This is a genomic window from Polynucleobacter sp., assembly GCF_018500155.2.
In the GTDB taxonomy this organism is placed as follows: Bacteria; Pseudomonadota; Gammaproteobacteria; order Burkholderiales; family Burkholderiaceae; genus Polynucleobacter.
This window is the reverse complement of sequence record NZ_JAHBAK020000021.1, coordinates 13453-37089: the sequence shown is the minus strand read 5'-3', so window position 1 is coordinate 37089 and position 23637 is coordinate 13453. Positions and strand designations below refer to the sequence as shown.

Sequence of the window (23637 nt, the reverse complement as noted above, 5' to 3'; positions counted from 1 at the left end):
CAGAAATGGAATGAGGTCATAAAAAGAAATGCTGACTGGCGTATCGAGATCAAAGCGACCGACACTCGTTACGGTGTTATCGCCAAAGCCCTCAAAGAGACTGCTAATGTGCACGATATCAGGCTGCAGGCTAGCAATAAACGCCTCGCGCACCAGTTCAGCACCTTCGCGGCGTAAATCGGTTCCAGCCTGGCACTCCATTACCGGACCAGGCGCATACCAAACCCGAATATTTTCGGGGGGCAATAAATCCGCAAACTGATTTTTAATAAACTGGGTGGCATCCGGAAATAAACCGTTGAGCACCAGAATTACTTCGTGCTCACCGCGATTGCGAATAATCGCTTGCGCTAAGGATGTGGAGTAGCGCCCAATACCTCTAAAGCGACTATTGCTTTGTGCGCCTTGTAAGTCAATGACAATTCGCATCAAGACACTTTCGTATCGGTATTAGCTGCAGGTGAGGATTTCAGTTGGCTGTAAATCATCTGCGCACGTTTTGATAGTTGCTCTTCTGAGATATCCAAGACAACTACTGGTCCAACCATTAAAGGTGAGAATTGATTGGTAGATGCTTGTTGTAGACGGCTGGCATAAAACTTTTTCAAAAAGTTATACATGCCATATTTGCAAATAAAGAAATACACCTGACGACGTAAGGCCGGATTTTTGTCTAAAAAAGCCAAACCATGTTTGAGGGTGGTAAGAATATGGCGTTTTAGGGCTTTTTTCATCGGGGAAGGGCTAATTCCGCTTGGGGGAATTGCTAGAAACTCTATTTTCTATTGAATTTGTAGGTAAATGGTCATGCAGACCACATTATATGGGCTCAATAGGGGGTATTTACATAAATGGGGTGCTTAATTTGGGGGTAAAACCCTGGAAATGGGGTGTTTGACTCTGTATTGACTTAAGGTACCAAACTTAAGAAAAGATATTCAAAGAAGATGATCAGATGCACGATCCCTTGCAGCAAAGTGGTTCTACCAATAGCTAGGGTGATGGCGCCGATAAACAGGGAGAGATAGAGCAAAACAGTATTGAGGGTACTAATGCCAAGACTAAGGTGTAAATCAAATAGGATGGCAATGGCTGCCACCACTGGGATCGTTAAGCCAATGCTTGCTAGAGCAGATCCAAGCGCTAAGTTCAAACTACTTTGTAAACGGTTAGCTTTTGCCGCGCGTACTGCAGCAAATCCCTCAGGCATCAGTACTAACATTGCAATAGCGATACCTACAATCGTCTTCGGTGCGCCAGCAGCCTTGACCCCTGCCTCAATGGCGGGACTTAACATCTCTGCCAGTCCAACGACTGCGACCAGCGAAATCAATAATAGAAGCAGGCTCACCATTGTTTTTACATTGCTTGGTTTACTTGCGTGCACATTGCTATCGGACCTCGTCCCATCATCACTTGGTAGGTAATAGTCACGGTGTGAAACGGTTTGAAAGAAGATAAATGCAATATAGAGCGCAAATGAGGCAATGCCGGCAAAGGCAAGTTGACTCTTTGTGAAATCTGGCCCCGGTGTACTAATGGTCACAACCGGCATGACCAGAATGAAGGTTGCCAGTGCGGTTAAAACGGCTAGAGAAGAGTTAGTGCCTTCATTGCGAAACGACATTTCATGATGCTTTAAGCCACCAGTAAAAATACAAAGCCCAATGACTCCGTTGATGACAATCATGACGGTCGCAAATACTGCATCACGGGCAATGAATTCCGAACCTTCGTGTCCTGTGAGCATCATCGAGATGATGAGAGAGACTTCAATAATAGTGACGCTAATGGAGAGCACTAGAGTGCCATAGGGCTCACCAGTTTTATGGGCAATAACTTCAGCATGATGCACGGCTGAAAGGACGGCGCCAATCAGCGTCACGCTCATGAGGATGATGAACCACGTTTGACTAAGAAGATGTGTCATGAAGAATTGCGCTACTCACTATGGGTTAAATCAGGTTAAGCTTATAGTAGTTTATTAATATCAAACAAAAAAGATCAATTTCATGAAAGCAGCCATCCTTTTTGGTCACGGTGCCCGCGATAGTCGCTGGCGTGAACCGTTTGATCAGCTCATTTCGTTATGGCGAGACCAACAACCGCAAACCTTGGTCGAATTAGCTTTCTTAGAGATGATGCAACCTTCTTTGGAGACGGCTGTAGAGAGTTTGGTGCAAAAGGGCGCCAAAGACATTGTCGTGATCCCAGTGTTTTTTGGACAAGGGGGTCATCTCAGAAATGATTTCCCTGTACTGCTAGATCAATGTCGACAGCGCTTTCCCGCTATTCAATTAAGCGCGACGCCTGCTGTGGGTGAGAGCCCCACTGTTTTGCAAGCCATTATCAATTTCGGCATTGCTGCTTTGTAAAGATTCTTGTAACGACTCTTGCGCTTTTAGTGCGTCTCCAATCACAATCAGTGCGGGCGAACCACTGTCAAACCAGTGATCTGCATTACCCTGTGCCATTTGAGTGAGTGTACCTAGCCAATGACGTTCGCGAGGTGTGCTGACGGCTTCCAAAATTTGCACAGGCGTGGTCTCGTTAAAAGTGGCGTGTTCTGCAATGAGTTGCGTAGCGATGCGCTTGGCATCTTTGCGGCCCATGTAATAGACCATCGTATCTGCACTTGGCACGGCAATCGGTTGATGGGTTTGGTCGGAAGGCAAATTCTCTGCACCTTGTGCCAAAGTAATGAAGGCGACACTGCGGGAAATGCCTCTCAGTGTCAGCGATTGCTGAATGCTGGCTGCCCCCGCTAAAGCTGCTGTAATCCCGGGTACGACTTCAACTGCAACACCCGCTAGTTTGAGGACATTTAACTCCTCATCAGCGCGGCCAAATAGCATGGGATCACCCCCTTTGAGGCGCACGACGGTTTGAAACTTATGAGCTGCATCGACTAAGCGTTTATTGATGAACGCTTGGGCAGAAGAAAGCTTGCCACAGCGTTTACCAACAGGAACCAAGATAGCTTGTGGGCAGAGAGCGAGCATTTCTGGCTCTACCAATGCATCATGAAACACAATATCTGCCTGCGCGAGCAGTTTGGCGCCACGTACTGTAATCAGATCTGCTGCGCCCGGTCCCGCACCTACAAGATAAACCTTGCCAAGTTGAGCGTTTGTGGAATTTACAGATATCGCCATAGATGTTTTTTTAAGAATGTCTTTGCTTTAAATATTTGCAGTGGCGCGGCGATCTCGCCAGCTATTTTGAGTGGTGACGCTAAATAAATCGAATTGTTTTAAAGCAACTTCAGTATTTTGATCGGGTCGCAATGAAAAGCTATCAAAGCCAACACGCGCACCTTGCAATAACTGGTCTATTAGGACATCGCCAATGGCGCGTATTTCACCAGTCCATTGCAGGCGATCTCGTAGCAGGGCGGCAGTGCTAAAGCTTCTGCCATCTCTAAAGATCGGAAAGTGGGCTGCCACAACAGGCCATAACGCTTTGCCTGCTTCAATCAGCTCAGCGTGCTTCAGAATGTCATCGTCCGCTGCAAACCAGACGCCAATCCGTCCATTGAGGGCAAGTTTGGCGACATCAGATTCTTTGTGATGCGTAATCCACCAACTAAATGGCACGAGCACTTTATGTTTGCCATGTACTAAATCGGGCAAGCCGCCTTCATCGGCGCTGCCACTCCAGATCAGCCATTCATTCGGAGCCAAGCTGGGCTTTTGCCCCTTTGGAAAATGTAATACCTGCTCGTGAGCAGCAATTTGTGTCGCAGTATTTGCGTGCGTCATGATGCTTCCACTCCCGATCCGCTATCAGAGCACTCTTTTTTCTTAGCATCCTTATAAGCGGCTTCTTTAAAAGGCGTTACGCCAAGACGACGGTACGCATCAATAAATCGCTCACCATCATGGCGATGCTGAACATAGGTATTAATAATATTGGTCATCACATCTGGAATTTCATCGGCGTAAAAAGAGGGGCCAATCACTTTGCCAATCGCAGCATCATTACCTTGCTCGCCACCAAGCGTGATCTGATACCACTCTTCACCATCCTTATCGACACCTAGTACGCCAATATTGCCGACGTGATGGTGGCCACAGGAGTTAATGCAGCCCGAAATGTTGAGACTGATATCCCCCAAATCAAAGAGGTAATCTAGATCATCAAAGCGCTCTTGAATTGCTTTGGCAATCGGCAAGGACTTCGCATTCGCTAAGGAGCAGAAGTCGCCGCCTGGACAAGCAATGATGTCGGTTAATAAGCCTACGTTGGGAAGCGCAACCTTCTGTTTTTTTGCCTCTTGCCAGAGAGTGTACATCTGAGATTGCTCAACATCTGCTAGGACTAAGTTTTGCTCATGTGACGCTCTTAATTCTCCAAAACTAAATTGATCCGCGAGATCAGCAATAGCGTACATCTGTGCTGTAGTCGCATCACCAGGGGCAACGCTACCATGCGGTTTCAAAGAGAGGATGACGCTGGCATATCCAGGTACTTGGTGAGGCTTAACATTGCGCTCTAACCAACGCGCAAATGCCGCACGTTCCGTATCACTTGCTAATGCAAGCACTTGATCATTGCTTAGTGCAGAGAGCGTCTTGTAGGCAGGTTTTGTGAAGTGCTTGGCTACTCGATTCCACTCGGCCTCTGTAAAGTTGTCATCGCCACCTTTGATATGGAGCCACTCACCTTCAACTTGACGAGCAAATTCCTCGGGGCCTAACGCTTTCACCAAAATCTTAATGCGCGCCTTGTAGAGATTATCGCGTCGGCCAAAACGGTTATACACACGCAAAAGCGCAGTTAAGTAGCTTGGCAGCAGTTGCCAGGGAAGTTCTTGCTTGATGAGAGAGCCAAGAATGGGTGTACGACCCATACCGCCGCCAGCGTAGATATCAGCAAGCAATTGGCCTGCAGCATCTTTCTTTAATTCGATGCCTACGTCATGGCATAGCAAAATAGTGCGATCTTCTTTTGCACCATTGATCGCAAATTTAAATTTACGGGGTAGATGTGCAAATTCTGGATGGAGTGTTGACCACTGGCGTAGTAATTCGCAAATCGGACGCGGATCTACATGCTCATCTCCAGCAACCCCGGCAAATGCATCGCTAGTAATATTGCGAATGCAGTTGCCAGATGTTTGAATGGCATGCATTTCTACTTTGGCAAGCTCAGCCAAAATATCCGGCGTGTCTTCTAAAGTGACCCAGTTGTATTGAATATTTTGTCGGGTGGTGAAGTGGCCATAACCCCGATCGTATTTTTCAGAAATCAGCGCAAGAGTACGTAATTGGTTGGAGTTAAATAGACCATAGGGAATGGCTACCCGCAACATGTAAGCGTGGCGTTGGTGATATAGCCCGTTTTGTAGCCGCAAGGGACGAAACTCTTCCTCAGCTAAGCTGCCATTTAGGCGCCGAGCCACTTGGTCCCGAAATTGTGCAACCCGTTGATTTACAAGGGTTTGGTCAATATGGTCATATTTATACATAGCGCACGATTGTTACGCATTTTCCATATTCCTTCAAATACTGAAAATTCCATCCTATATATCCAATAGTTATATAGGGAGAGTTATGTACTTTATTTGGAAAAACTGTGCCGCCAGTCTTACTCATATAGATAATTAAGGTAAAAATTTCTGTTTGACAGATTCTGTAATACAGAATATTATGGCTGATGATCCATTCTTTCTCATGCAAGTCTACTGAAGCGTTGTTTCACAGCATCCCTACAGCCAGATTTAAAAATATCGAAAGATTGGCTCGGCGCAAATTATTGCAATTACATGCTGCAACTGATTTATCGGATTTAAGGATTCCGCCTGGCAATATGTTGGAGCTTTTATATAAGGATCGCAAGGGTCAACATAGCATTCGTATCAATCTGCAGTGGCGAATTTGTTTTGTTTGGAAGGAAGACGGTGCTTACAACGTAGAAATTGTGGATTACCACTGAGGTTAATGCAATGACAAAATTACTCGATGAAATACACCCTGGCGAAATACTATTAGAGGACTTCATGAAGCCGCTTGGGATTACTGCACGTCAGTTAGCGGCTGATATTGATGTTTCTCCAAGTCGTATCAGTGAAATTGTTCATGGAACCCGCCCCATTACTGCTGATACTGCATTACGTCTTGGATTATTTTTTTCAATGGAGCCACGTTTTTGGCTTAACTTGCAGTCTGAATTTGATATGAGAATGGCCAAACGCCATTTGCAAAAAGAGATAGAACCCAGGATTCGGGTTTTCAAAATGGCCGCCTAATAAAAAGCCTCACTAATGTGGGGCTTTTTATTTTTAATCATTAATGACTAGAGTCCAAATTCTCGATAGTGTCTGTACAGATTGGCAATGGACGCAAATCCGAGAATCACAATCAGCACTGAAAATACATATTCGGTGGTGAGATAGTGAAAGACCTGAAAATGGATCAGTAGAGCGGCCGCAACAAAGGCACCAATAGATCCAAAAGCCACCAATTTGAAGTTCGGAATAAATGCGCCCAGAGTAATGGCAATAAAGACGATATAGAGATCTGAAACCAATTGATCTGCAGTTACAAAAATCGTGTTCGTTAATTCAGGATTAGTGAGCTTTCCTAAAACAGCTATAGCGAGAATGCTGATCAAAATTGCAAAGTTCAACTTTGCTTTGCTAATGATGGTTTTGAGTTGACTGCTCATACTGTTGGCCTGTTAAGCGCCATTACCGTTAAAGACTAGGCCAATACCAATCCAAAGAAGAATGAAGGCCACAAGAATCGTCAGGCCGATCTTTTTTAAAAAGTATCCAAGACTGTCCATGTAGATTTCATCGTTCTTGCCAAACCATCCATCAAAGCCTTTCCAAACATAACGTCCCACAAATAAAGGGAGAAGCATGGCAACAATGCCAAGAATGACGGTGAGAGTGGTATCCATGAAAGGGCGTGTCTAGCTAAGAGGTTTTAAAGGCTAAAGAATACAGGTTTTGGAGTTAACGACCAATTTTTAGCTTACCCCCCTCCTTCTAGTGCATCTCTGAGGGGGTGTTATTGGGGTTTATTGTTACAGTAGAGTCTTCGTTAATTGATGATTGAGAAAGATACAAGAATGGCTGATTTATCGGTAGAGCAAATCAAAGAAATACGTGCCAATGTGCTTGGGGCAGCAGCAAAAATTCCTGGGGCGCTGATCGGTCTGGGTGTTTTGTTCATCATTTTGGGCATGATTGGCATTGCTGGACAAGCATTGTTTTCCCTTGTATCAGTCAATGTGCTCGGTATCTTCTTGTTTGCAGGCGGAGTATTGCAGGCAGTGCATGCCTTCAAGTCAGCTGGCTGGAAGAGTGTTAGCGTGCAGCTTATTTTTGCAGTTTTATATATAGGAGCCGCTGTTTATGTATGGGCTTTCCCAATTCCTGCGCTAGAAGCTATTACCTTGTGGCTTGCCGCGATTTTTTTCATTACAGGTTTTTTGCGACTCATCGCCGCCTTTCAGCATCGTCACTTTGCTGAGTGGTTTTGGTTGGCGCTTTCTGCTGCGATCTCAATTTTGATGGGCGTACTCATTATGAATAACTTTCCATCATCTAGCCTCTGGTTGCCTGGTCTTCTGATTGCAATCGAATTGCTATTACAAGGATGGTCATTGTTGTTCATAGGACTAGCAGCTAAGTCTTTAACAAAATAAAGAGCTCTGTCATGGCAATGAAGAAAACGGATTTGTTTAAGAATTTGGCATTGGCTACTGCTCAGCGAATGAAAAACGCTGCCAAGACGCCAAAGCCGGGGGCTGCAGCAGCTAATGCTAAATCTAAAAAAGAGCTAGCAAAGGCCAATCCTCTGCTAGCTTCATTGATGGCAGAAAAGCCGGCCAAGTCAGCCAAAAAAACGAAAAAGCCACAGTAAGGCATCCATTTGCTTTGAAAAAAACCGCACCATTATTTCTGATTGATTTTCTTAAGGTCTTTGCAGCTCTCTTCATCATTGTGCATCACCTATCAAGTTATGGGCAGATTGCAGAAGACGCTCGGATAGCATTACCCGGCATCATGACTTGGCTATTTGAATATGGTCGATATGCTGTACAAATATTTTTAGTTATGGCCGGGTATTTGGCTGCCCAATCATTGAGCCGCTATGCCAATCAATCCTTTAGTAGTCAGCACTTATTAAAAGTCATTTTCAATCGTTACTTACGATTATTTGCGCCTTATGCAGTTGCCTTGTTGGTCACTATGCTGTGCGCTTATATTGCACGCTTTTGGGTTAATGACGAATACATTGGTCAGACAGAAACACTTTCTCAATTTTTGGCGCATCTATTTTTTATTCAAGGCATCTTGGGGCTTGACTCTATCTCTGCTGGCGCTTGGTATGTGGCAATTGATTGGCAGCTATATACAGTTTTGGCCATCATGTTGATTTCGTTCCCGCGTTACCAAGCGGTTATATGGATATTAAGTATCCTGGCCGTGTGTTCGTTGCTATTTTTTAATCGATCTAGCGCATATGAAGCCTACTTTATTTATTTCATTGGCGCCTATGGGCTTGGTGTCTTGGCATATCTAGCTAAGCATTTCCAGAATACAGATGTTCAGCGCTTGGCTAAAAGTGCACTGATCATGATTAGCGTCATTATTTTGATTTCCTCATTTGAGCAGCTTTGGTTAAGGAATATATTGGCTTGGGCCGTAGCACTTATGCTATTTGTATGGGGCAATCAAACTTATCCACCAGCGGTAGGCTTTAAGAAAACATTGTTAAATGCAATAGTCTGGGCCAGCCCCCGGTCCTATAGCGCTTTTTTAATTCACTTTGCTTTTATTTTGCTGGCAAATACGCTCTATATTGCTTGTGATTGGTACTTGTATAAGAGCGGTCTACTCGCGCTGACATTGATGTTGTCAGTAGTGATATGTAGTACGGTTGCTGCAAATTATTTATATCGGTTGATAGAGCTGCCAGTCTCAAAGTTAAAGCTTTGATTACTTTAAGCCTTTTAAATACCCATTTCTTTTAAGACTCGAAAAATTTCACGATAAGCCTTTGGTGGCTTATTTAGCTCTTTTTCCCTACGTGCATTACGAATAAGAGTGCGCATATTTTGGATATCCATGTCTGGATATTGTTCAATCATTTTGGTAAACGCATCATCATGTGCAATTAAGCGATCGCGATAATTTTCTAAGAAGTGAAGTTTGGCAGTTTCCGCTTTGCTGACACCTTGAATTGCGTCTAAGCGTTTCTGGATTGCGGCAAGCTCTTCCTCATCTAAAAAACGCATCAGTTTGCCAAGATATTGCTTGTGACGCCGAATCGCTTCGAAGCTCTTAATCTTATTAGTTTCAGCGATGGCCTTTTTGATAGCCTCATCTAGCGGGATGGTTTTTAAGGCGTCACTACTTAAGGCGGCCAAGACTTCCGCCAGCTTCTGGCGCTCCGTCATTTGGCGCTTTAACTCCGACTTGCTTGGACCCTCATCCTCTGGTGCAATTTTTGGAGTGCGGTTCTTTTCATTTAAATGCATAAGCTCATTTTAGACGGTGATAGGAATAGTCCGAAGAAGATCTGAGCTTGGCTGATCCTTGAGTAACTTCATTATTAGACATGTCCCAAGCATTGAAATGCCAAGATCGAATGCTATAGGGCTAAAATTCCTTTGATGCCAAGGCTTATAGCGACTGCTAATGCTAGCAGTGCAAAAATTTGCTGCAATCTTGGACCGCTGATCTTTTTTCCGATTTCTCTACCCAGTAAAAGACCGGTTAATGCACCAAGCGAGAAGGGCGCAGCCAGGGATAAATCAAAATTACCAGAGATAGCTGAAAAAATCACCCCACCTGTGGAGATCAGTGCCAGCACACCCAATGAAGTAGCGACAATGGACTGCACGGGCAGATCGGTATAACGCTTTAATGCCGGCACAATCACAAATCCACCGCCGACACCTAGCAAGCCTGATAAAAATCCTGCTAAGGAACCGGAGAACATTAAGGATCTAGCGCATGGAAGATTCCAGCGTAATTTTCCAATTTCTGGGTGAAGTAAGCAGGGTGGTGGTTTACGTTCTGGATCAGGCAGACGAAGCATCTCTCTTCGCGCTTGCAGTAATAATCGAGTAGAGACAAAAAATAGCGTGCAACTAAATAAAATGAGCAAGGGCGCATTAGGCACTATTTGTGCAATCCATAAACCGAACGGAGAGAGGATGAGCCCAAATATCGCCATAAATCCTGCGGCCTTATAGCGCAGAATTTTATTTTTTAATCCAAGAAGTGCTCCTACTCCAGCAGAAAGGGCGATAGCGGAAAGCGAGATAGGCGCCGCTTGCGCTACAGGCATATGCAAAACGAATACCAGCAAGGGGACAGACAAAATACCACCGCCGGCCCCTGTAAGGCCCATTAATAATCCCACAATGATGCCTAGGGCTGGGCTGATGAAGGCGGAGTAGTCCATTGCTGGAAATTGTAGATCATGATAATATATATATAAATATAATATACTATTTTTATCATTTATTCACTATTTAAGGAGCACTACTTGTGACTCAGAGTCTTCAACCTGATGTGAAAGCATTTTTTGATCCAGAAACCTGGACTTTTACTTATGTTGTTTTCTTGGGCAAAGGTAGTCCTTGTGTTGTGATCGATTCTGTTCTTAATTACGATCCAAAGTCTGGGAGAACTGCTACGCGATCTGCTGATGAGGTCATTGCTTTTATCAAAGGTGAGCAATTAGAGTTGATCTGGATACTAGAAACGCATGCTCATGCAGACCATCTGACAGCTGCGCCATATATTCAGGAACAGCTTGGCGGAAAGATAGTCATTGGTTCACAAATTACGCATGTACAAAATGTCTTTAAAGACATATTTAATTTAAGTAAGCCATTTTCAGCCGATGGATCTCAATTCGATTGCTTATTAAAAGATGGTGAGTCGTTGGATTTTGGGAAGCTTTCACTCAAAGCGCTCTATGTTCCAGGGCATACCCCAGCATGCATGGCATATGAGGTTGGCAATGCATTATTTGTTGGCGATACCCTATTTATGCCGGATGTGGGGACTGCACGATGCGACTTCCCAGGCGGTAGTGCGGCAACCTTGTATCGTTCGATTCAAAAAATCTTGTCATATCCAGATGAGACTATGTTATATATGTGCCATGACTATCCTCCAGCAGGAAGGCCCATTACTTATTGCACGACCGTGGGGGAGCAAAAAAAGTCAAATATTCATGTTCATTCAGGGGTTAGTGAAGCGGATTTCGTGCAAATGCGTAATACACGCGATGCCACTCTAGAGATGCCTAATCTGATTTTGCCCTCGATTCAAGTCAATATACGTGCAGGACATTTTCCAGAGCCAGAATCAAATGGAAAATCCTATTTAAAAATTCCTTTGAATGCGCTTTGATATGGCTATTAATAAATCTGAGTTAAAAAAAATGCAAGCATCCGCAAAAGATGCTTGTCAATTAATGAAAGTTTTATCCAATAGCGATCGGATGATGTTGTTATGTGAGATTGGCCAGGGTGAAAAATGCGTCACTGAGCTTGAGCAAGCGATTGACCTGCATCAACCCACCTTATCGCAACAATTGACTGTTCTGCGTAAACAAAAATTGGTGAAAACAAGAAGAGAAGGAAAGCAAATTTTTTATTCCTTATCAAGTGATATTGCCGTGTCGATATTAAGTCTCTTGTATAAACATTACTGCAAAAAATAGCGCTAGCGAGAATGCAATAAAGCCATGCTATTTATTGCTTGCTTTGATAGTGTGAAGGATAAACATCGAAAAAAATAGCAAGCCAATACTCCAATGTAAGTTGATGGCAATTTCTCTGAGATCCTCTGAGCCATAATAAAGAAGGGCACCTGTAATGATTAGCAGCCCCAAAAAACTCAGCTGGCTAATGCCACTAATTCTCTTATGCTTGGACTGTAAGCCAGCTTTGAGGTGAAAAGGCAGTGCGCTACCAAGCGCAAGCGTCGCAAGTATTGCCCCCACGCCATGTAAAGCCAAAATGAGGTGCGATCCCAATATTGGGCGATGAATTTCGAGATGGCGGCCAATCAGGTAAGCAACGCCACTCAGAGAGCAGCTAGACATTCCCACGATCACAAACCATTTTTGCCAGTGAGGCATCTTTCCTAGTCGACTCATGCTGAAATCCGAATTGCTTGTGCAGAAAATTTTGCAAAACAGGGGTGATTGATCTGTTTTGAGATAGCCAGGACCTTGGTTAATGCATCCGCATAGATACATTCTTTAGCAAGAATGGAATACGAATCATGATTTTGAATAAATCGTTCGGACTCATCCGTTGCTAAGGGATTGATTAAATGGCTAGCCTGTTGAGATCGGTTTGCAAAATAAAGGCTGCTCGTTGCGAGAGCTGCATTTTGCAGATTGCCGATCTTATAAAGTTCTTTTGGGTTATGGGGATTACGAAGGTGAATAGGTCTTGGATTGTCGCCAAACACTTTTAAATCCCCGCCTGCATTGACAGCCCCAGATGAGATGCCCTCAGAGCGTAAAATTCTGACGGCCATATCCACCGCAAAGCCCTTAGCAATTCCGCCAAGGTCTAAACAAACAGGGCGAGTGGAGGTAATTAGTTCTGGGCTCAGAAAGCAAACATCTTTGATGCCACCTAAATCATGATTGTGATAATCAATATGTTTTGGAAGCAGGCCAGCTGCAACTAGACGATGGCCAATTCCACAGTCAAATACACCCTGAGACTGTCGATGAATTTGCTTTGCCACGCGTAGTACCTGGGCAGTCCAGGGATGTATCTCTATTGCTTGCTGATGAGATAGTCGATTAATATGATTTAGCTCGCTGTCAGGGTTATGGAATCCCATTAATGTTTGAATCTTTTCAATTGCAGCAAAAGCGTAATCGATTTCTGCATGAAAATGATCTTCATCAACCGAGATCTCAACAAAGGTTCCCAAAAGTGGTTTGCAGCGCGTAACCATATATGACTTACTTTGCTTTTGGCTGCTCATGCTTGAGGGCTAACTCATACAGTACGCTAATACGTTTGACGCCATCAGTAAGATGTTTACAGGATAGGGTGGCGCCACCAATGTTTTGGATATCTTGATTGAGCTTGATGGAGTCAGCAAAGGATTTGCCTACAAATTGTTTGCGCCACTGTGCCTCTGCGACTTCATAGCCATACGATTCCACGTACTCTAAAATTTCAATGCCTTGAATGACGCCTTTGTTATTCAGACCTACGGCATAAGTAATCATTTCATGTTTACCAACCACTTCATCAACGATGAACCAACCCCCATCAGCAGTTTTCCAAATCCGCTCGCCCCCAAATGGGTGTCTGATGCTAGATGCAGAGCGCATTTTTTCTTGTAAATCATTTGTGATGATGAGGGGCGACTTGGTCAGTGCTTTGTTGGGGAACAAAATTTGTTGTGCTTGTTCGATGCCAACATAGATTTTTGCCTGCACAAGAATAGGGGCGGTCATTGCCGTTAGTCCCGCTAACGCGAGTGAGCTTGAGGTTCGATAGTTCATCGTGATGCCATATTTCTGATGCTTGTATTAATGGGAGAATTAATTTAGGGGGAAGCCCACTTTGACAATGAATTCATTAACTGAATGACTGTCCCATACGCGAGCATTGGAACATTCGGCTTCACCCCCGCCCATGCAGGTCCCACCAGCTAACTGGTAGCGCCAAGCACCAGTAACCCACCAGTCTTTTTCTGCATAGTGAACATTGGGCCCAATAAAGGTTGCGCGTTGAACTTGATTGCGTAAATTGAGCTCAGAATAATCATTATGAAAGCGCGCTTCTACACCGGCTGACCACTTTGGAGCAAAGCGATAGCTAGCGCCAATCAAAATATCCAACATCGATTCGGGAACGTTGCCGTTTTCAATGAACTTTAATCGTTCGTTCGCAACTACGATATTGCTAGCAAGAATCAAGCGATCATCAATAAAGTTGGACTGCAACAATAGACGCGCTTCAAGTTCATCTTTATTTCTACCCCAAGTTGGCTCTAAATATAAACCGACACCGACAGGTGATGTGACAGGATTAGTGAGGCGATATATCGCCTCTAATGAACCGCCTTCTATTCCTCCTCTTCTGTATGCTTTCGATGGGTCATGAGATGAAGGTACGCCATAGCCTCCTGTGCAGGTCGATGCATCTTCGCAGGCCTCTGGGTTGGTGTAGTTTTGATTGGCACTCGTGTAGTAGGAGTTGATGTAGCCAGCAAGTTGGAAATCATTTGTGACGCCATATTCCAACTCGGTTCTTGCGGTCCAAGCCTCATAAGTGCCTGCTGCTTGAGTTTGATTCAGTTGTAAACGCTGTTCAAACTCCCATTTCCCTTTAGGTTGTAAATCGAGTGTGTAAATCCAGCCAAATGCACCCTCTCCAGCATGAGCTAGAGAAAAGTGAAGTGCGGCGGCAAGGATAAGGCAGAAGGCAACGAGTTTTTGGATGGTTATTTTCATATGGATAAAGGAAAAGGTGATTAAAGTAAATGAGAATGGTTCTCAATATACCACTAAATGAGAATGATTCTCAAATAGGAGAATGACTACTTTTCTAAAAATGGCTTAGTTTGTGGGGGAATGTGCCCTTACAAGTAACATTGCAAGGTCATGGATGCGCAATCACTTGAAAAACTCGTATTAATGAAAATGCCGTATGGCAAGCATGCCGGGCGTGCGCTTGCAGATTTACCAGGCAACTATTTGGCTTGGTTTGCTCGAGAGGGGTTTCCTAAAGGTGAATTAGGGGAGCTTCTGGAATTAATGCACACACTAGATCACAATGGTCTAAGAGGATTATTAGCGCCGATTGCAAGAGCACATGGTGTGCATTACAGGTCTACATAGACCCTTTACTGAGAGTGAACGATGACAGTAACACGTTGACGTTCATAGTTCACTTTAGGTGATTCTGGCGGACTGCTGTGCTCAAGACTCACTTTGACACTAGAATTTTTCGTAATCTGCGTAGCGATAGTGTTTGCTAATTCAGCATTTCGATCATATTGAATTTGCACACTCGCAACATGACCAGCACGAATATTCGCAATCAGCGCATCCAGCATGTTTTCTGAATAAGTGTCAAAAAATAAAGGATACCATCCACCCATCAAAGGCTTTACTGGCTTGGCTTCAGCGGTTTTTGATGGATTTGAAGTTGACTGTTTTATCGGGAGCTGAAAATTAATCCCTGTTTTAGCAACCAATTCAGAATAAGAAATCGGTGGCGACATCGACGCTTCATTCGTGTTTTCTATCCAATATGCCCAAGCATCATTTTTTTGCGGGTCGTACACTAATTTAAATAGATGGCGTGGAACGGTGACGCGGTTTTTTCCGATACTTCCCAAACTACCAGTTGAGCCGGTAAAGATGTAGATGTCACCATCTGCACGTTTTACATATTGCCTAGTGGGCTCCTCTACATTCTTTGCCCAAATTCCCTGATTATTTTGTCTGGCCTGAGGCATCATGTTTGCTAAAGAAAATGATTGCGCCATACCTCTTTCATGATGCATATCCCCAGCTGGCACATTGTGGCCGCGGTCGTAACCACTTCCTCGATAGTCTGATAGTTGTGCACGTTCAGCAAAAGGCAATCTGGCTTCCTCATAAAACTGGTTTGTTCTGCGTGGGTGTGATGCTTGAAACTGGTTGCGGTTGAGTTTTTCAACTGCATAGATCGGCTTTTTATCTATTGGTGAGTAATAAATCGCAAAGTGATCAAAGCACAAATCCCGACCTGTTTGAGTGGTCACTGGTATTTGCTGTGCGGGAAAAAGGTCCTTGCATTCCTCGAAAAGGGCTAAAGCCTTGAGCGGGTTTAACAGTAAAACCAGTAGGGCTAGCGGCACTAAATGTTTGAGACGATGTTTCATTGCTAAATAGTTTAGGGGTTTCGGATTGCCGGGTAAGAAGGTCGTGAACTCACAACTCAAGAAACAAGAGTGACTGGAAGATGTCTAAATAGATCGCGTTTGATCATGCTTTGCAGCAATCATAGTTGGCACTACCGGTAGAAGATCAATACAGCCTAAATACTAGATATATGGTTTTTAAAGGCATTTTGATGTTTCGGATTGTAAAAAAATCGGAAATTTATGAATTTTTTACTATTTGAAATAAGTGCCTCCTTACGTCGCTAAGTAATTGATTTGTATATATAAAATATTAGCTATAGGGCCAATATACGGGAACACCCGCATTTCAAGATCTAAAAGTTATAGAATTTAGTCTCTATATGCTTGACTTGATATAAGAACCTTTTTAGGATGACCCATGTTTTTAATATATTGCAATGCAGCATCAATCGGTGATCCGGTTTTTGGGGTGTTGCAAGAGACTGAATGAGTAAATGTTTATCGAACAATTTGAGTGAGTACCAAGAGGCGCAACCAGCGATGCTGGCAGCGAAAGAGCTTCTTGCGCATGCTATGGCTCCAGTGTATCGGGTCATTAATGGCTTGCTCGTTGTAACCGTATTCATGGTGGTCGGTTTATGGCTATCTGGTAACGGAACGAACGCTGGCCCATTTGATCTTGCTCGAATCTTAGTGCCTGATGAGGCTCGCCACATTGTTTGGAGCAATGGCTTTGGCATGCTTGATCAATATAAGAGTAGCAATGAAGTCTCGTCCTCGACCTCCTCCGAAACAGACATTGCCAGCGTACTCTATCAACAAAAGCCCTCTACTAGCGTTTCTGGATTGGCGGCTGCCAAACAGCAAACCGTTGCTTTATTGATGCCCTCAGTTGCCCAAGTTCAGGTTAAGTCTATTTCTCATTTGGCTGACCGTATTCCGGCATCAAAGCTTGATCCACAGGCGCTCGACAGTAATCTTATGGGTTCTATTCAGAATCAGCGTGCAGTGGCCGATTTCTTTCAGAAGAAATATAGCTTGGATCGTCAAAAGATTGAAGAGTATGTATCCAATACGATTTTGATTGCTAAAGAAGTCAATATCGATCCGGTGTTGTTGTTAGCGGTAATCTCTGTTGAATCAAATTTCAACCCCAATACAAAAAGTCATGCAGGCGCCGAAGGTTTAATGCAGGTGATGACTTCAGTACATCGCGATAAATATGCATTGTTTGGTGGCACACATGAAGCAGTGAAACCAGAGGTCAATATTCGTGTTGGTGCGTATATTCTTAAATATCTGATTGCAACGGCAGGCTCTTTGCGTAATGGCCTTAAGTATTATGTGGGTGCGGCGAATGCAGAAGATGATGGTGGCTATGCTGAGAAGGTGATAGCTGAACGCAATCGTCTCATTGCTCTTTGCCAATCCAAGTCAAACAATCGTGTTACCTTAAATGGAAAAGATTTGCGCTCTTGATTGAGACCATCTAGTGGATATTAGGTCAAATAAAAAGCCACCATGCGGTGGCTTTTTATTTGAATGCTAAAAAAGCGAAGTTGATTAATTGACGCCGTGTAATTCCACATCAAAAACTAGTGTTGCATTGGGGGGAATGACTCCGCCAGCACCCCTTGCGCCATAGCCCATCTCTGCTGGAATGATGAGCGTGCGTTTGCCGCCGATCTTCATGCCAGCAACACCCAGATCCCAGCCTTTGATGACATGTCCTGCGCCCAATGGGAAGCTAAATAGCTGTCCACGATCAAGGGAGCTATCAAATTTCTGGCCCTTATGATCGGGCGCTTTTTCATCGTAAAGCCAGCCGGTGTAATGAACATCGACATGATTTCCAGCGGCAGCTTCTTTCCCGTTGCCAACAACAGTATCGATTTTTTGAAGTTCGGTCATTTTTTCCTCATGATTCCAATAGTGTGGTTAATCAGTATAGGCGTATTCTTTTTTATCAGCACACTACCTTGATGTAGCCTTTTTTTGATTGATGCCAAGCCACAGTAATGCAAGCGCGGTAATGACAACCGGTATTAAGGAGCCGAGATTTAAGATGTTCCATCCTTGAGAGGTAATCAGGGCTCCGGAGCCAAATGAAGTAAATGCCATCGTACTAAATACAAAAAAATTAATTGCAGCCTGTGCCTTATCTCTCTCATTAGGCTTGTAGGCGGTCATAGCTAATGAAGTGGAGCCTGTAAACAAAAAGTTCCAGCCAACGCCCAATAAAAAAAGCGCAATCAGAAATTGGTGTAAATCTGCTCCCGATAGGGCAATCACAATGCATAAGAAATTCAGGGCAACGCCAACCCCCATAATTTTGAGGGTGCCAAAACGCTGAATCAGCGAGCCTGTAAAAAAGCCTGGCGCAAACATTCCAATAACATGCCATTCCAATACCAGCGCAGTATCAGAAAACGGCAAGCCACAAATTTGCATTGCTAATGGTGTTGCTGCCATGAGGAGATTCATCACGCCATAGCCTAATGCTGCGCCGATGACCGCAACCATAAAAACAGGCTGTTTTAGTATGCTTTGCAATGATCTGCCATCTGAGAGTGCATGCTGGGTTTTGAACTCTTCTGGAAAGTGGATGCATTGCATCACCAGAATGCCCAAGAAAGCAGCAATCGAGAGGGTAAGGTAGGCACCCAAGAATGCGGTACTAAAAAGATCGCGCGTCCATGAAGCTAGATTGGGACCTACAACTGCCCCCAAAATCCCGCCAGCCAGAACCCAGGAAACTGCTTTGTCTCGTTGTTCGGCAACAGTTAACTCTGCTGCCGCAAAGCGGTACAGTTGGCCATTGGCGCTGTAATAGCCTGCAATAAAAGTGCCGGTGACCAAGAGCCAGAAATTTTGACTCAATGCTGCGTAGGCACAGAGCAGGGCAGAAAGCATGGCCACCAGTAATCCCAGTTGAAAGGAGATCTTTCTGCCAAAGCGATTTTGTGCCTTTGCCACTATTGAAGTGGAGAAAGCTCCACCGACTACATAACCCATCACAGGAAGTGTTGCCATCCAACTGACTGGAGCGAGGCTTAATCCAACTAAACCGTTAATAGCAATAAAAGTGACGTTATTGGTAAGAAAGAGTCCTTGGCACAGGATCAGTAAAGCAAGATTTTTGTTCAGGAGAGGGTGCTGGTGCGACATGGCATGCAGTTTACGGGGATTTGCAAATATTGGCTGCCTTGGTGGATTCCCTTAATTTGAGGGTTAATACGCTGGATTGGGGTGCAAAACCCGCATTTTCCACAATCCTGATGATTTAAAATTAAAGACTCGCCTCATTGGCAACAGGTTCGCTAAAAGCGGCTTGCAAATGCGGAATGTGAGAGTGGCAGGGTAAAAACCTGACTCTGTAAATTTATCAATATCGAGGAAAAGTTAATGGCTTCAGAGAAATCAAAGATTATTTACACGCTGACAGACGAAGCGCCACTTTTGGCGACATGCGCGTTTCTGCCAATCATTCGCACTTTTACTGCGCCGGCTGGTGTAGAAATTGTAAAAAGTGATATTTCTGTTGCTGCCCGTATCTTGGCTGAATTTTCTGATTGCTTAACCGATGCGCAAAAAGTTCCAGATAACTTGGCAGAACTTGGCAAGATGACTTTGCTACCCGATACCAACATCATTAAGTTGCCAAACATTAGTGCTTCAGTACCCCAATTACTCGCAGCGATTAAAGAGCTGCAATCGAAGGGCTACAAGATCCCGAATTTCCCAGAAGATCCTAAAACGGATGAAGAAAAAGCCATCCGTGCTCGTTATTCCAAGTGTTTAGGTAGTTCTGTAAACCCAGTATTACGTGAAGGTAACTCCGATCGCCGTGCGCCGCCCGCGGTCAAGCGCTATGCCCGTAAGAACCCACACTCAATGGGTGAATGGAGTCAAGCTTCCCGCACTCACGTCTCTCATATGCATGGTGGTGACTTCTACTCTAGCGAGAAGTCCATGACCATGACTAAAGCATGTGATGTGAAGATGGATTTAGTAACGAAGAGCGGCAAAACGATTGTTCTCAAGCCAAAAGTCTCTTTGCTTGAAGGTGAGATTATCGATAGTATGTACATGAGCAAAAAGGCCTTGTGCGAGTTCTACGAAAAAGAGATTGAGGACGCTTATAAGACAGGCATGATGTTGTCTTTGCACGTAAAAGCAACCATGATGAAAGTTTCACATCCGATCGTATTCGGTCACGCTGTGAAGATTTTCTACAAGGATGCTTTTGCTAAGCACGCCAAGTTGTTTGAAGAGTTGGGCGTGAACCCCAATAATGGCATGAGCAGTCTTTATGACAAGATCAAAGCATTGCCAGAATCTAAGCGTGAAGAAATTATTCAAGATTTGCATGCTTGCCATGAGCACCGCCCAGCATTGGCGATGGTTGATTCTGCAAAAGGCATTACCAATCTCCACTCACCAAGCGATGTGATCGTTGATGCATCAATGCCTGCGATGATTCGTGTGGGCGGCAAGATGTGGGGCGCCGATGGTCGTTTGCATGATACAAAGGCCGTGATTCCTGAGAGTACCTTTGCGCGTATCTATCAAGAAATGATTAATTTCTGTAAGACGCATGGCAACTTTGATCCAACCACCATGGGCACAGTACCTAACGTTGGATTGATGGCTCAACAGGCTGAAGAGTATGGCTCACACGACAAGACTTTTGAAATTCCAGAGGCTGGTGTAGCCCGTATCGTTGCTGATGATGGCACGGTATTGCTAGAGCAGAATGTGGAAGAGGGTGACATCTGGCGTATGTGCCAAGTAAAAGATGCCCCAATTCGTGACTGGGTGAAGTTGGCCGTCAATCGTGCGCGCCTTTCAAACACACCAGCAGTATTCTGGTTGGATGAGTACCGTCCGCATGAGGCTGAGTTGATCAAAAAAGTTAAAACTTACCTCAAGGACTATGACCTGGAGGGCGTAGATATTCAGATCATGTCTCAAACTCGTGCAATGCGTTATACGCTGGAGCGCGTCATCCGTGGCAAAGATACTATTTCTGTTACCGGTAACATCTTGCGTGATTACCTCACCGACTTATTCCCGATTATGGAATTGGGTACCAGTGCGAAGATGTTGTCCATCGTGCCATTGATGGCTGGTGGCGGTCTCTTTGAGACTGGTGCCGGTGGTTCTGCACCTAAGCACGTTCAGCAGCTTGTAGAAGAAAACCATTTGCGTTGGGATTCGCTTGGCGAGTTCTTGGCATTGGCCGTATCGCTTGAAGATATCGGCGACAAGACTGGTAATCCGAAAGTCAAAATCTTGGCCCGCACTCTAGATGAGGCAACAGGTAAATTGTTAGATAACAATAAATCACCTTCTCCACGCACTGGCGAGCTAGATAACCGCGGCAGCCAATTCTATTTGGCGATGTATTGGGCGGAAGCTTTGGCTAATCAAACTGAGGATAAAGAATTGCAGGCCCACTTTGCGCCATTAGCGAAGTCCTTGGCTGAGAATGAGCAGAAGATTGTGTCTGAACTCAAAGCGGTACAAGGCAAGCCAGTGGATATTGGCGGGTACTATCTTGCAGATCCTGAAAAGTGCAAGGCGGTAATGCGCCCAAGCGCCACTTTCAATGCAGCATTGAAAGCCGTTAAAGCATAATTGGTAAAACGATAGGAATCTATTCTATATCAATCAGCCACTAGATAAAAAAGCAAACTTTCGGGTTTGCTTTTTTTATTGCCTCAAAGAACTTCTCTATAAATTCTCATGCCAAAACCCAAAGATCTTGTCGAGCTAACCTATCTGAGTGAGGCAGTCTCAGATATGTCTTTCCTTGGTTTAATGCGCTTGCTGGAATCTGCTCGCGCTTTTAATCAAGAACATGGTATTACCGGTATTTTGTTTTATGACAATCAGCAGTTTGGGCAAATTATTGAAGGTGAGCGCGCCAATATCATGAAGGTTTGGAAGCGCATTCAGGAAGATAAGCGGCATCATCGGATCGAGCTGCTAGAAATTCGTGAGATTACTGAGCGTACATATCCAGAATGGTTATTACGCTTTTATGGCGGCGAGACCCTCATTAGAGACTACCCAGTATTAGCAGGCATGGTCGGTGGCATGGATAAGCATAGCTTGTCTCTGCTTAATAAAATGCGCTCGGCGCAGACTTAATCCCCAAGATACGCAAAATTCAAAACGGTAGCAAAATAGCTCTATTGTGAAGAGAGGGTTTGCTATGGGATGGATTGATAAGACTATTCTCGCCAGTCAAATAACACCTAAGGCGGTATTTGAAAACCGCCGCACCTTAATCAAGGCCGCTGCAGCTGGCAGTTTTGGCGCAGCACTAGCCCCTTGGTTTTCTAGACAAGCCTTGGCTGCATCGCCTGATAAGTTAAGTGCTACTCTTAATCCAGCTTACAGCGCCAAAGATGAAGTCACGCCATATAAATATGTAACGACTTATAACAACTTTTACGAGTTTGGTACTGACAAATCAGATCCGGCAGCAAATGCAGGAAGTTTGATCACAAGGCCATGGACGATTTCTGTTGAAGGCTTGGTGAAAAAGCCTGTCACTTTAGATATTGATGCTTTATTAAAGCTAGCGCCTATGGAAGAGCGCATTTATCGTATGCGTTGTGTTGAGGGGTGGTCCATGGTGATACCTTGGGATGGTTATCCTCTCTCTAAGCTTATTGGGCATGTTGAGCCCTTAGGATCTGCCAAGTATGTGGAGTTCATCTCTCTTGCTGATCGCAAACAAATGCCGGGCCTTCGCAGCAATATCATTGATTGGCCGTATCGTGAAGGCTTGCGGATGGATGAGGCAATGAATTCGCTCACCCTGCTCACCTTTGGTTTGTATGGAGAGGTCCTACCAAAGCAAAATGGTGCGCCAGTACGTATAGTGGTGCCTTGGAAGTATGGTTTTAAGAGCGCCAAGTCTATTGTCAAAATTCGGTTTACTGAAGAAATGCCTAAAACAAGCTGGAGTCAATTTGATTCTCGCGAGTATGGTTTTTACTCTAATGTCAATCCGCAAGTAGATCATCCTCGTTGGAGTCAAGCGACCGAGCGACGCATTGGCGATCCCAAAGGCATGTTTGCACCAAAGATAAAAACGCAATTGTTTAACGGCTATGCAGAACAGGTGGCAAGTATGTATGCCGGTATGGATCTCAAAAAATATTACTAGGTCATGAGCAAAATAAATTCTGCGTTATCTATCGTATTGGGCAGTGTTCTGCTTGCTTTGAGCACATCTAGTTTTAGCCAAAACTCTGATGCTCCAGTGAAAACAATTGCATCCTTAGATGTTCCTCGTTATATGGGCACTTGGTATGAGATTGCTAAATTTCCAAACTGGTTTCAAAAGAAATGCGTCAGCAACACCCAGGCAGTCTATTCAATAAGGCCTGATGGCAATGTTAAGGTGCTCAATAGCTGTAAGACAGCTGATGGTGAAACTTCTCTCGCAGAAGGGCTGGCACGACAGCTTGGTCCAAAAGATTCACCTAAGCTGCAAGTTCGCTTTGCTCCGGAGTGGCTCTCATTTTTGCCAATGGTCTGGGGTGAGTACTGGGTTATTGATCTTGATCCTCAATATCAGGTTGCTGCAGTCAGTGATTCCAAACGTGAGTATCTTTGGGTGCTATCAAGAACGCCCCAGCTTGATAAAAAATCCTATGATGATGTATTGATGCGTTTACAAGGACAACAATTCGATACACGTAAATTAGAGATGACTTCGCAAACAAACACTTCCCAGAAGAATTAAA

Annotated in this window: 30 protein-coding genes and 1 pseudogene; 14 read left to right on the top strand and 17 right to left on the bottom strand. The window is 44.4% G+C overall.

Annotated elements, in window-relative coordinates; translation table 11 throughout:
- The 3 genes and pseudogenes from KIH43_RS02890 to KIH43_RS02880 form a co-directional block, all read right to left on the bottom strand.
- A pseudogene (locus tag KIH43_RS02890) lies at positions 1-429 on the bottom strand (glycosyl transferase family 1); the annotation flags it as partial.
- Positions 429-734, bottom strand: coding sequence for a hypothetical protein (locus KIH43_RS02885; RefSeq protein ID WP_297717528.1), 306 nt, complete (start codon positions 732-734; stop codon positions 429-431). The pseudogene KIH43_RS02890 and the gene KIH43_RS02885, both read right to left, overlap by 1 nt.
- A gap of 176 nt (positions 735-910) precedes the next feature.
- Positions 911-1930 (bottom strand): ionic transporter y4hA, encoded by a 1020-nt coding sequence (locus KIH43_RS02880; RefSeq protein ID WP_297717525.1) that lies wholly within the window; start codon positions 1928-1930, stop codon positions 911-913.
- 82 nt (positions 1931-2012) lie between these two features.
- On the opposite strand from KIH43_RS02880, the gene KIH43_RS02875 reads away from it, so the two are divergent.
- Positions 2013-2375 (top strand): CbiX/SirB N-terminal domain-containing protein, encoded by a 363-nt coding sequence (locus KIH43_RS02875; RefSeq protein WP_297717522.1) that lies wholly within the window; start codon positions 2013-2015, stop codon positions 2373-2375.
- Here the strand turns inward: KIH43_RS02875 and cobA are convergent.
- From cobA to KIH43_RS02860, 3 genes are read right to left on the bottom strand one after another with little or no spacing between them, the layout of a single operon-like run.
- Positions 2298-3155, bottom strand: coding sequence for a uroporphyrinogen-III C-methyltransferase (cobA, locus tag KIH43_RS02870; RefSeq protein ID WP_297717519.1), 858 nt, complete (start codon positions 3153-3155; stop codon positions 2298-2300). The genes KIH43_RS02875 and cobA overlap by 78 nt on opposite strands.
- Before the next feature lie 27 nt (positions 3156-3182).
- Positions 3183-3761, bottom strand: a complete 579-nt coding sequence (locus tag KIH43_RS02865; protein ID WP_297717517.1) for a DUF934 domain-containing protein — start codon at positions 3759-3761, stop codon at positions 3183-3185.
- The gene (locus tag KIH43_RS02860; protein WP_297717515.1) at positions 3758-5470 is read right to left on the bottom strand and encodes a nitrite/sulfite reductase; all 1713 of its coding nucleotides are present in this window, start codon (positions 5468-5470) and stop codon (positions 3758-3760) included. Before KIH43_RS02860 ends, KIH43_RS02865 begins: the two co-directional genes overlap by 4 nt.
- 188 nt (positions 5471-5658) lie before the next feature.
- On the opposite strand from KIH43_RS02860, the gene KIH43_RS02855 reads away from it, so the two are divergent.
- A complete protein-coding gene (locus KIH43_RS02855) occupies positions 5659-5937 on the top strand; it encodes a type II toxin-antitoxin system RelE/ParE family toxin (protein WP_296970652.1) in 279 nt (92 codons plus the stop codon).
- Between the two features lie 10 nt (positions 5938-5947).
- Positions 5948-6250 (top strand): HigA family addiction module antitoxin, encoded by a 303-nt coding sequence (locus tag KIH43_RS02850; protein ID WP_296970654.1) that lies wholly within the window; start codon positions 5948-5950, stop codon positions 6248-6250.
- Positions 6251-6297: 47 nt separating this feature from the next.
- Here KIH43_RS02850 and KIH43_RS02845 read toward each other — a convergent pair whose 3' ends face one another.
- Positions 6298-6669: a hypothetical protein gene (locus KIH43_RS02845; RefSeq protein ID WP_297717512.1), complete on the bottom strand. Its 372-nt coding sequence runs from the start codon at positions 6667-6669 to the stop codon at positions 6298-6300.
- 12 nt (positions 6670-6681) lie between these two features.
- Positions 6682-6906, bottom strand: a complete 225-nt coding sequence (locus tag KIH43_RS02840) for a hypothetical protein (protein WP_296969975.1) — start codon at positions 6904-6906, stop codon at positions 6682-6684.
- Between the two features lie 150 nt (positions 6907-7056).
- Between KIH43_RS02840 and KIH43_RS02835 the strand changes: the two genes are divergently transcribed.
- The 3 genes from KIH43_RS02835 to KIH43_RS02825 are packed head-to-tail and all read left to right on the top strand — an operon-like array spanning position 7057 to position 8953.
- Entirely contained in the window at positions 7057-7656 is a 600-nt protein-coding gene (locus tag KIH43_RS02835) for a DUF308 domain-containing protein (protein WP_296969977.1), read from the top strand.
- Positions 7657-7667: 11 nt separating this feature from the next.
- Positions 7668-7874: a hypothetical protein gene (locus tag KIH43_RS02830; protein ID WP_296969979.1), complete on the top strand. Its 207-nt coding sequence runs from the start codon at positions 7668-7670 to the stop codon at positions 7872-7874.
- A 14-nt stretch (positions 7875-7888) separates the two neighbouring features.
- Positions 7889-8953, top strand: a complete 1065-nt coding sequence (locus KIH43_RS02825) for an acyltransferase (RefSeq protein WP_297717507.1) — start codon at positions 7889-7891, stop codon at positions 8951-8953.
- 14 nt (positions 8954-8967) lie between these two features.
- Here KIH43_RS02825 and yjgA read toward each other — a convergent pair whose 3' ends face one another.
- A complete protein-coding gene (gene yjgA / locus KIH43_RS02820) occupies positions 8968-9495 on the bottom strand; it encodes a ribosome biogenesis factor YjgA (RefSeq protein ID WP_297717504.1) in 528 nt (175 codons plus the stop codon).
- A 113-nt stretch (positions 9496-9608) separates the two neighbouring features.
- Positions 9609-10427 carry a sulfite exporter TauE/SafE family protein gene (locus KIH43_RS02815; RefSeq protein ID WP_297717501.1) on the bottom strand — a complete coding sequence of 273 codons (819 nt, stop codon included), beginning with the start codon at positions 10425-10427 and terminating at the stop codon, positions 9609-9611.
- An 86-nt stretch (positions 10428-10513) separates the two neighbouring features.
- Between KIH43_RS02815 and KIH43_RS02810 the strand changes: the two genes are divergently transcribed.
- Positions 10514-11386, top strand: a complete 873-nt coding sequence (locus KIH43_RS02810) for an MBL fold metallo-hydrolase (protein ID WP_297717498.1) — start codon at positions 10514-10516, stop codon at positions 11384-11386.
- Position 11387: 1 nt separating this feature from the next.
- Positions 11388-11699 (top strand): metalloregulator ArsR/SmtB family transcription factor, encoded by a 312-nt coding sequence (locus KIH43_RS02805; protein ID WP_296969987.1) that lies wholly within the window; start codon positions 11388-11390, stop codon positions 11697-11699.
- 27 nt (positions 11700-11726) lie between these two features.
- Here the strand turns inward: KIH43_RS02805 and KIH43_RS02800 are convergent, their stop codons facing one another.
- From KIH43_RS02800 to KIH43_RS02785, 4 genes are read right to left on the bottom strand one after another with little or no spacing between them, the layout of a single operon-like run.
- Entirely contained in the window at positions 11727-12137 is a 411-nt protein-coding gene (locus tag KIH43_RS02800) for a hypothetical protein (protein WP_296969989.1), read from the bottom strand.
- The gene (locus KIH43_RS02795; protein ID WP_297717496.1) at positions 12134-12988 is read right to left on the bottom strand and encodes an FAD:protein FMN transferase; all 855 of its coding nucleotides are present in this window, start codon (positions 12986-12988) and stop codon (positions 12134-12136) included. The genes KIH43_RS02800 and KIH43_RS02795 overlap by 4 nt, the downstream gene beginning before the upstream one ends.
- A complete protein-coding gene (locus KIH43_RS02790) occupies positions 12966-13517 on the bottom strand; it encodes an FMN-binding protein (protein WP_297717493.1) in 552 nt (183 codons plus the stop codon). Before KIH43_RS02790 ends, KIH43_RS02795 begins: the two co-directional genes overlap by 23 nt.
- A 39-nt stretch (positions 13518-13556) precedes the next feature.
- Complete coding sequence (locus KIH43_RS02785) at positions 13557-14471, bottom strand: DUF6662 family protein (protein ID WP_297717490.1); 915 nt, start codon at positions 14469-14471, stop codon at positions 13557-13559.
- A 150-nt stretch (positions 14472-14621) separates the two neighbouring features.
- On the opposite strand from KIH43_RS02785, the gene KIH43_RS02780 reads away from it, so the two are divergent.
- Positions 14622-14858, top strand: coding sequence for a DUF3820 family protein (locus KIH43_RS02780; RefSeq protein WP_297717487.1), 237 nt, complete (start codon positions 14622-14624; stop codon positions 14856-14858).
- Positions 14859-14863: 5 nt separating this feature from the next.
- Here the strand turns inward: KIH43_RS02780 and KIH43_RS02775 are convergent, their stop codons facing one another.
- The gene (locus KIH43_RS02775) at positions 14864-15889 is read right to left on the bottom strand and encodes a DNA/RNA non-specific endonuclease (RefSeq protein ID WP_297717485.1); all 1026 of its coding nucleotides are present in this window, start codon (positions 15887-15889) and stop codon (positions 14864-14866) included.
- A gap of 468 nt (positions 15890-16357) precedes the next feature.
- Between KIH43_RS02775 and KIH43_RS02770 the strand changes: the two genes are divergently transcribed.
- Positions 16358-17350, top strand: a complete 993-nt coding sequence (locus KIH43_RS02770) for a transglycosylase SLT domain-containing protein (protein WP_296970002.1) — start codon at positions 16358-16360, stop codon at positions 17348-17350.
- Positions 17351-17434: 84 nt separating this feature from the next.
- On the opposite strand, the gene KIH43_RS02765 is transcribed toward KIH43_RS02770, so the two are convergent.
- Together KIH43_RS02765 and KIH43_RS02760 are read right to left on the bottom strand one after the other, a co-directional pair.
- Entirely contained in the window at positions 17435-17782 is a 348-nt protein-coding gene (locus tag KIH43_RS02765; protein ID WP_296970005.1) for an FKBP-type peptidyl-prolyl cis-trans isomerase, read from the bottom strand.
- Positions 17783-17845: 63 nt separating this feature from the next.
- Positions 17846-19018, bottom strand: coding sequence for an MFS transporter (locus KIH43_RS02760; RefSeq protein WP_297717531.1), 1173 nt, complete (start codon positions 19016-19018; stop codon positions 17846-17848).
- A gap of 258 nt (positions 19019-19276) precedes the next feature.
- Here KIH43_RS02760 and KIH43_RS02755 point away from each other — a divergent pair, with 258 nt between their 5' ends.
- The 4 genes from KIH43_RS02755 (at position 19277) to KIH43_RS02740 (ending at position 23636) form a co-directional block, all read left to right on the top strand.
- A complete protein-coding gene (locus tag KIH43_RS02755) occupies positions 19277-21511 on the top strand; it encodes an NADP-dependent isocitrate dehydrogenase (protein ID WP_297717482.1) in 2235 nt (744 codons plus the stop codon).
- 108 nt (positions 21512-21619) lie between these two features.
- Entirely contained in the window at positions 21620-22027 is a 408-nt protein-coding gene (locus tag KIH43_RS02750) for a BLUF domain-containing protein (RefSeq protein WP_297717481.1), read from the top strand.
- A 64-nt stretch (positions 22028-22091) separates the two neighbouring features.
- Positions 22092-23054, top strand: coding sequence for a protein-methionine-sulfoxide reductase catalytic subunit MsrP (msrP, locus tag KIH43_RS02745; protein ID WP_296970009.1), 963 nt, complete (start codon positions 22092-22094; stop codon positions 23052-23054).
- Between the two features lie 3 nt (positions 23055-23057).
- Positions 23058-23636, top strand: coding sequence for a lipocalin family protein (locus tag KIH43_RS02740; protein WP_297717479.1), 579 nt, complete (start codon positions 23058-23060; stop codon positions 23634-23636).
- Position 23637 lies beyond the last annotated feature (1 nt).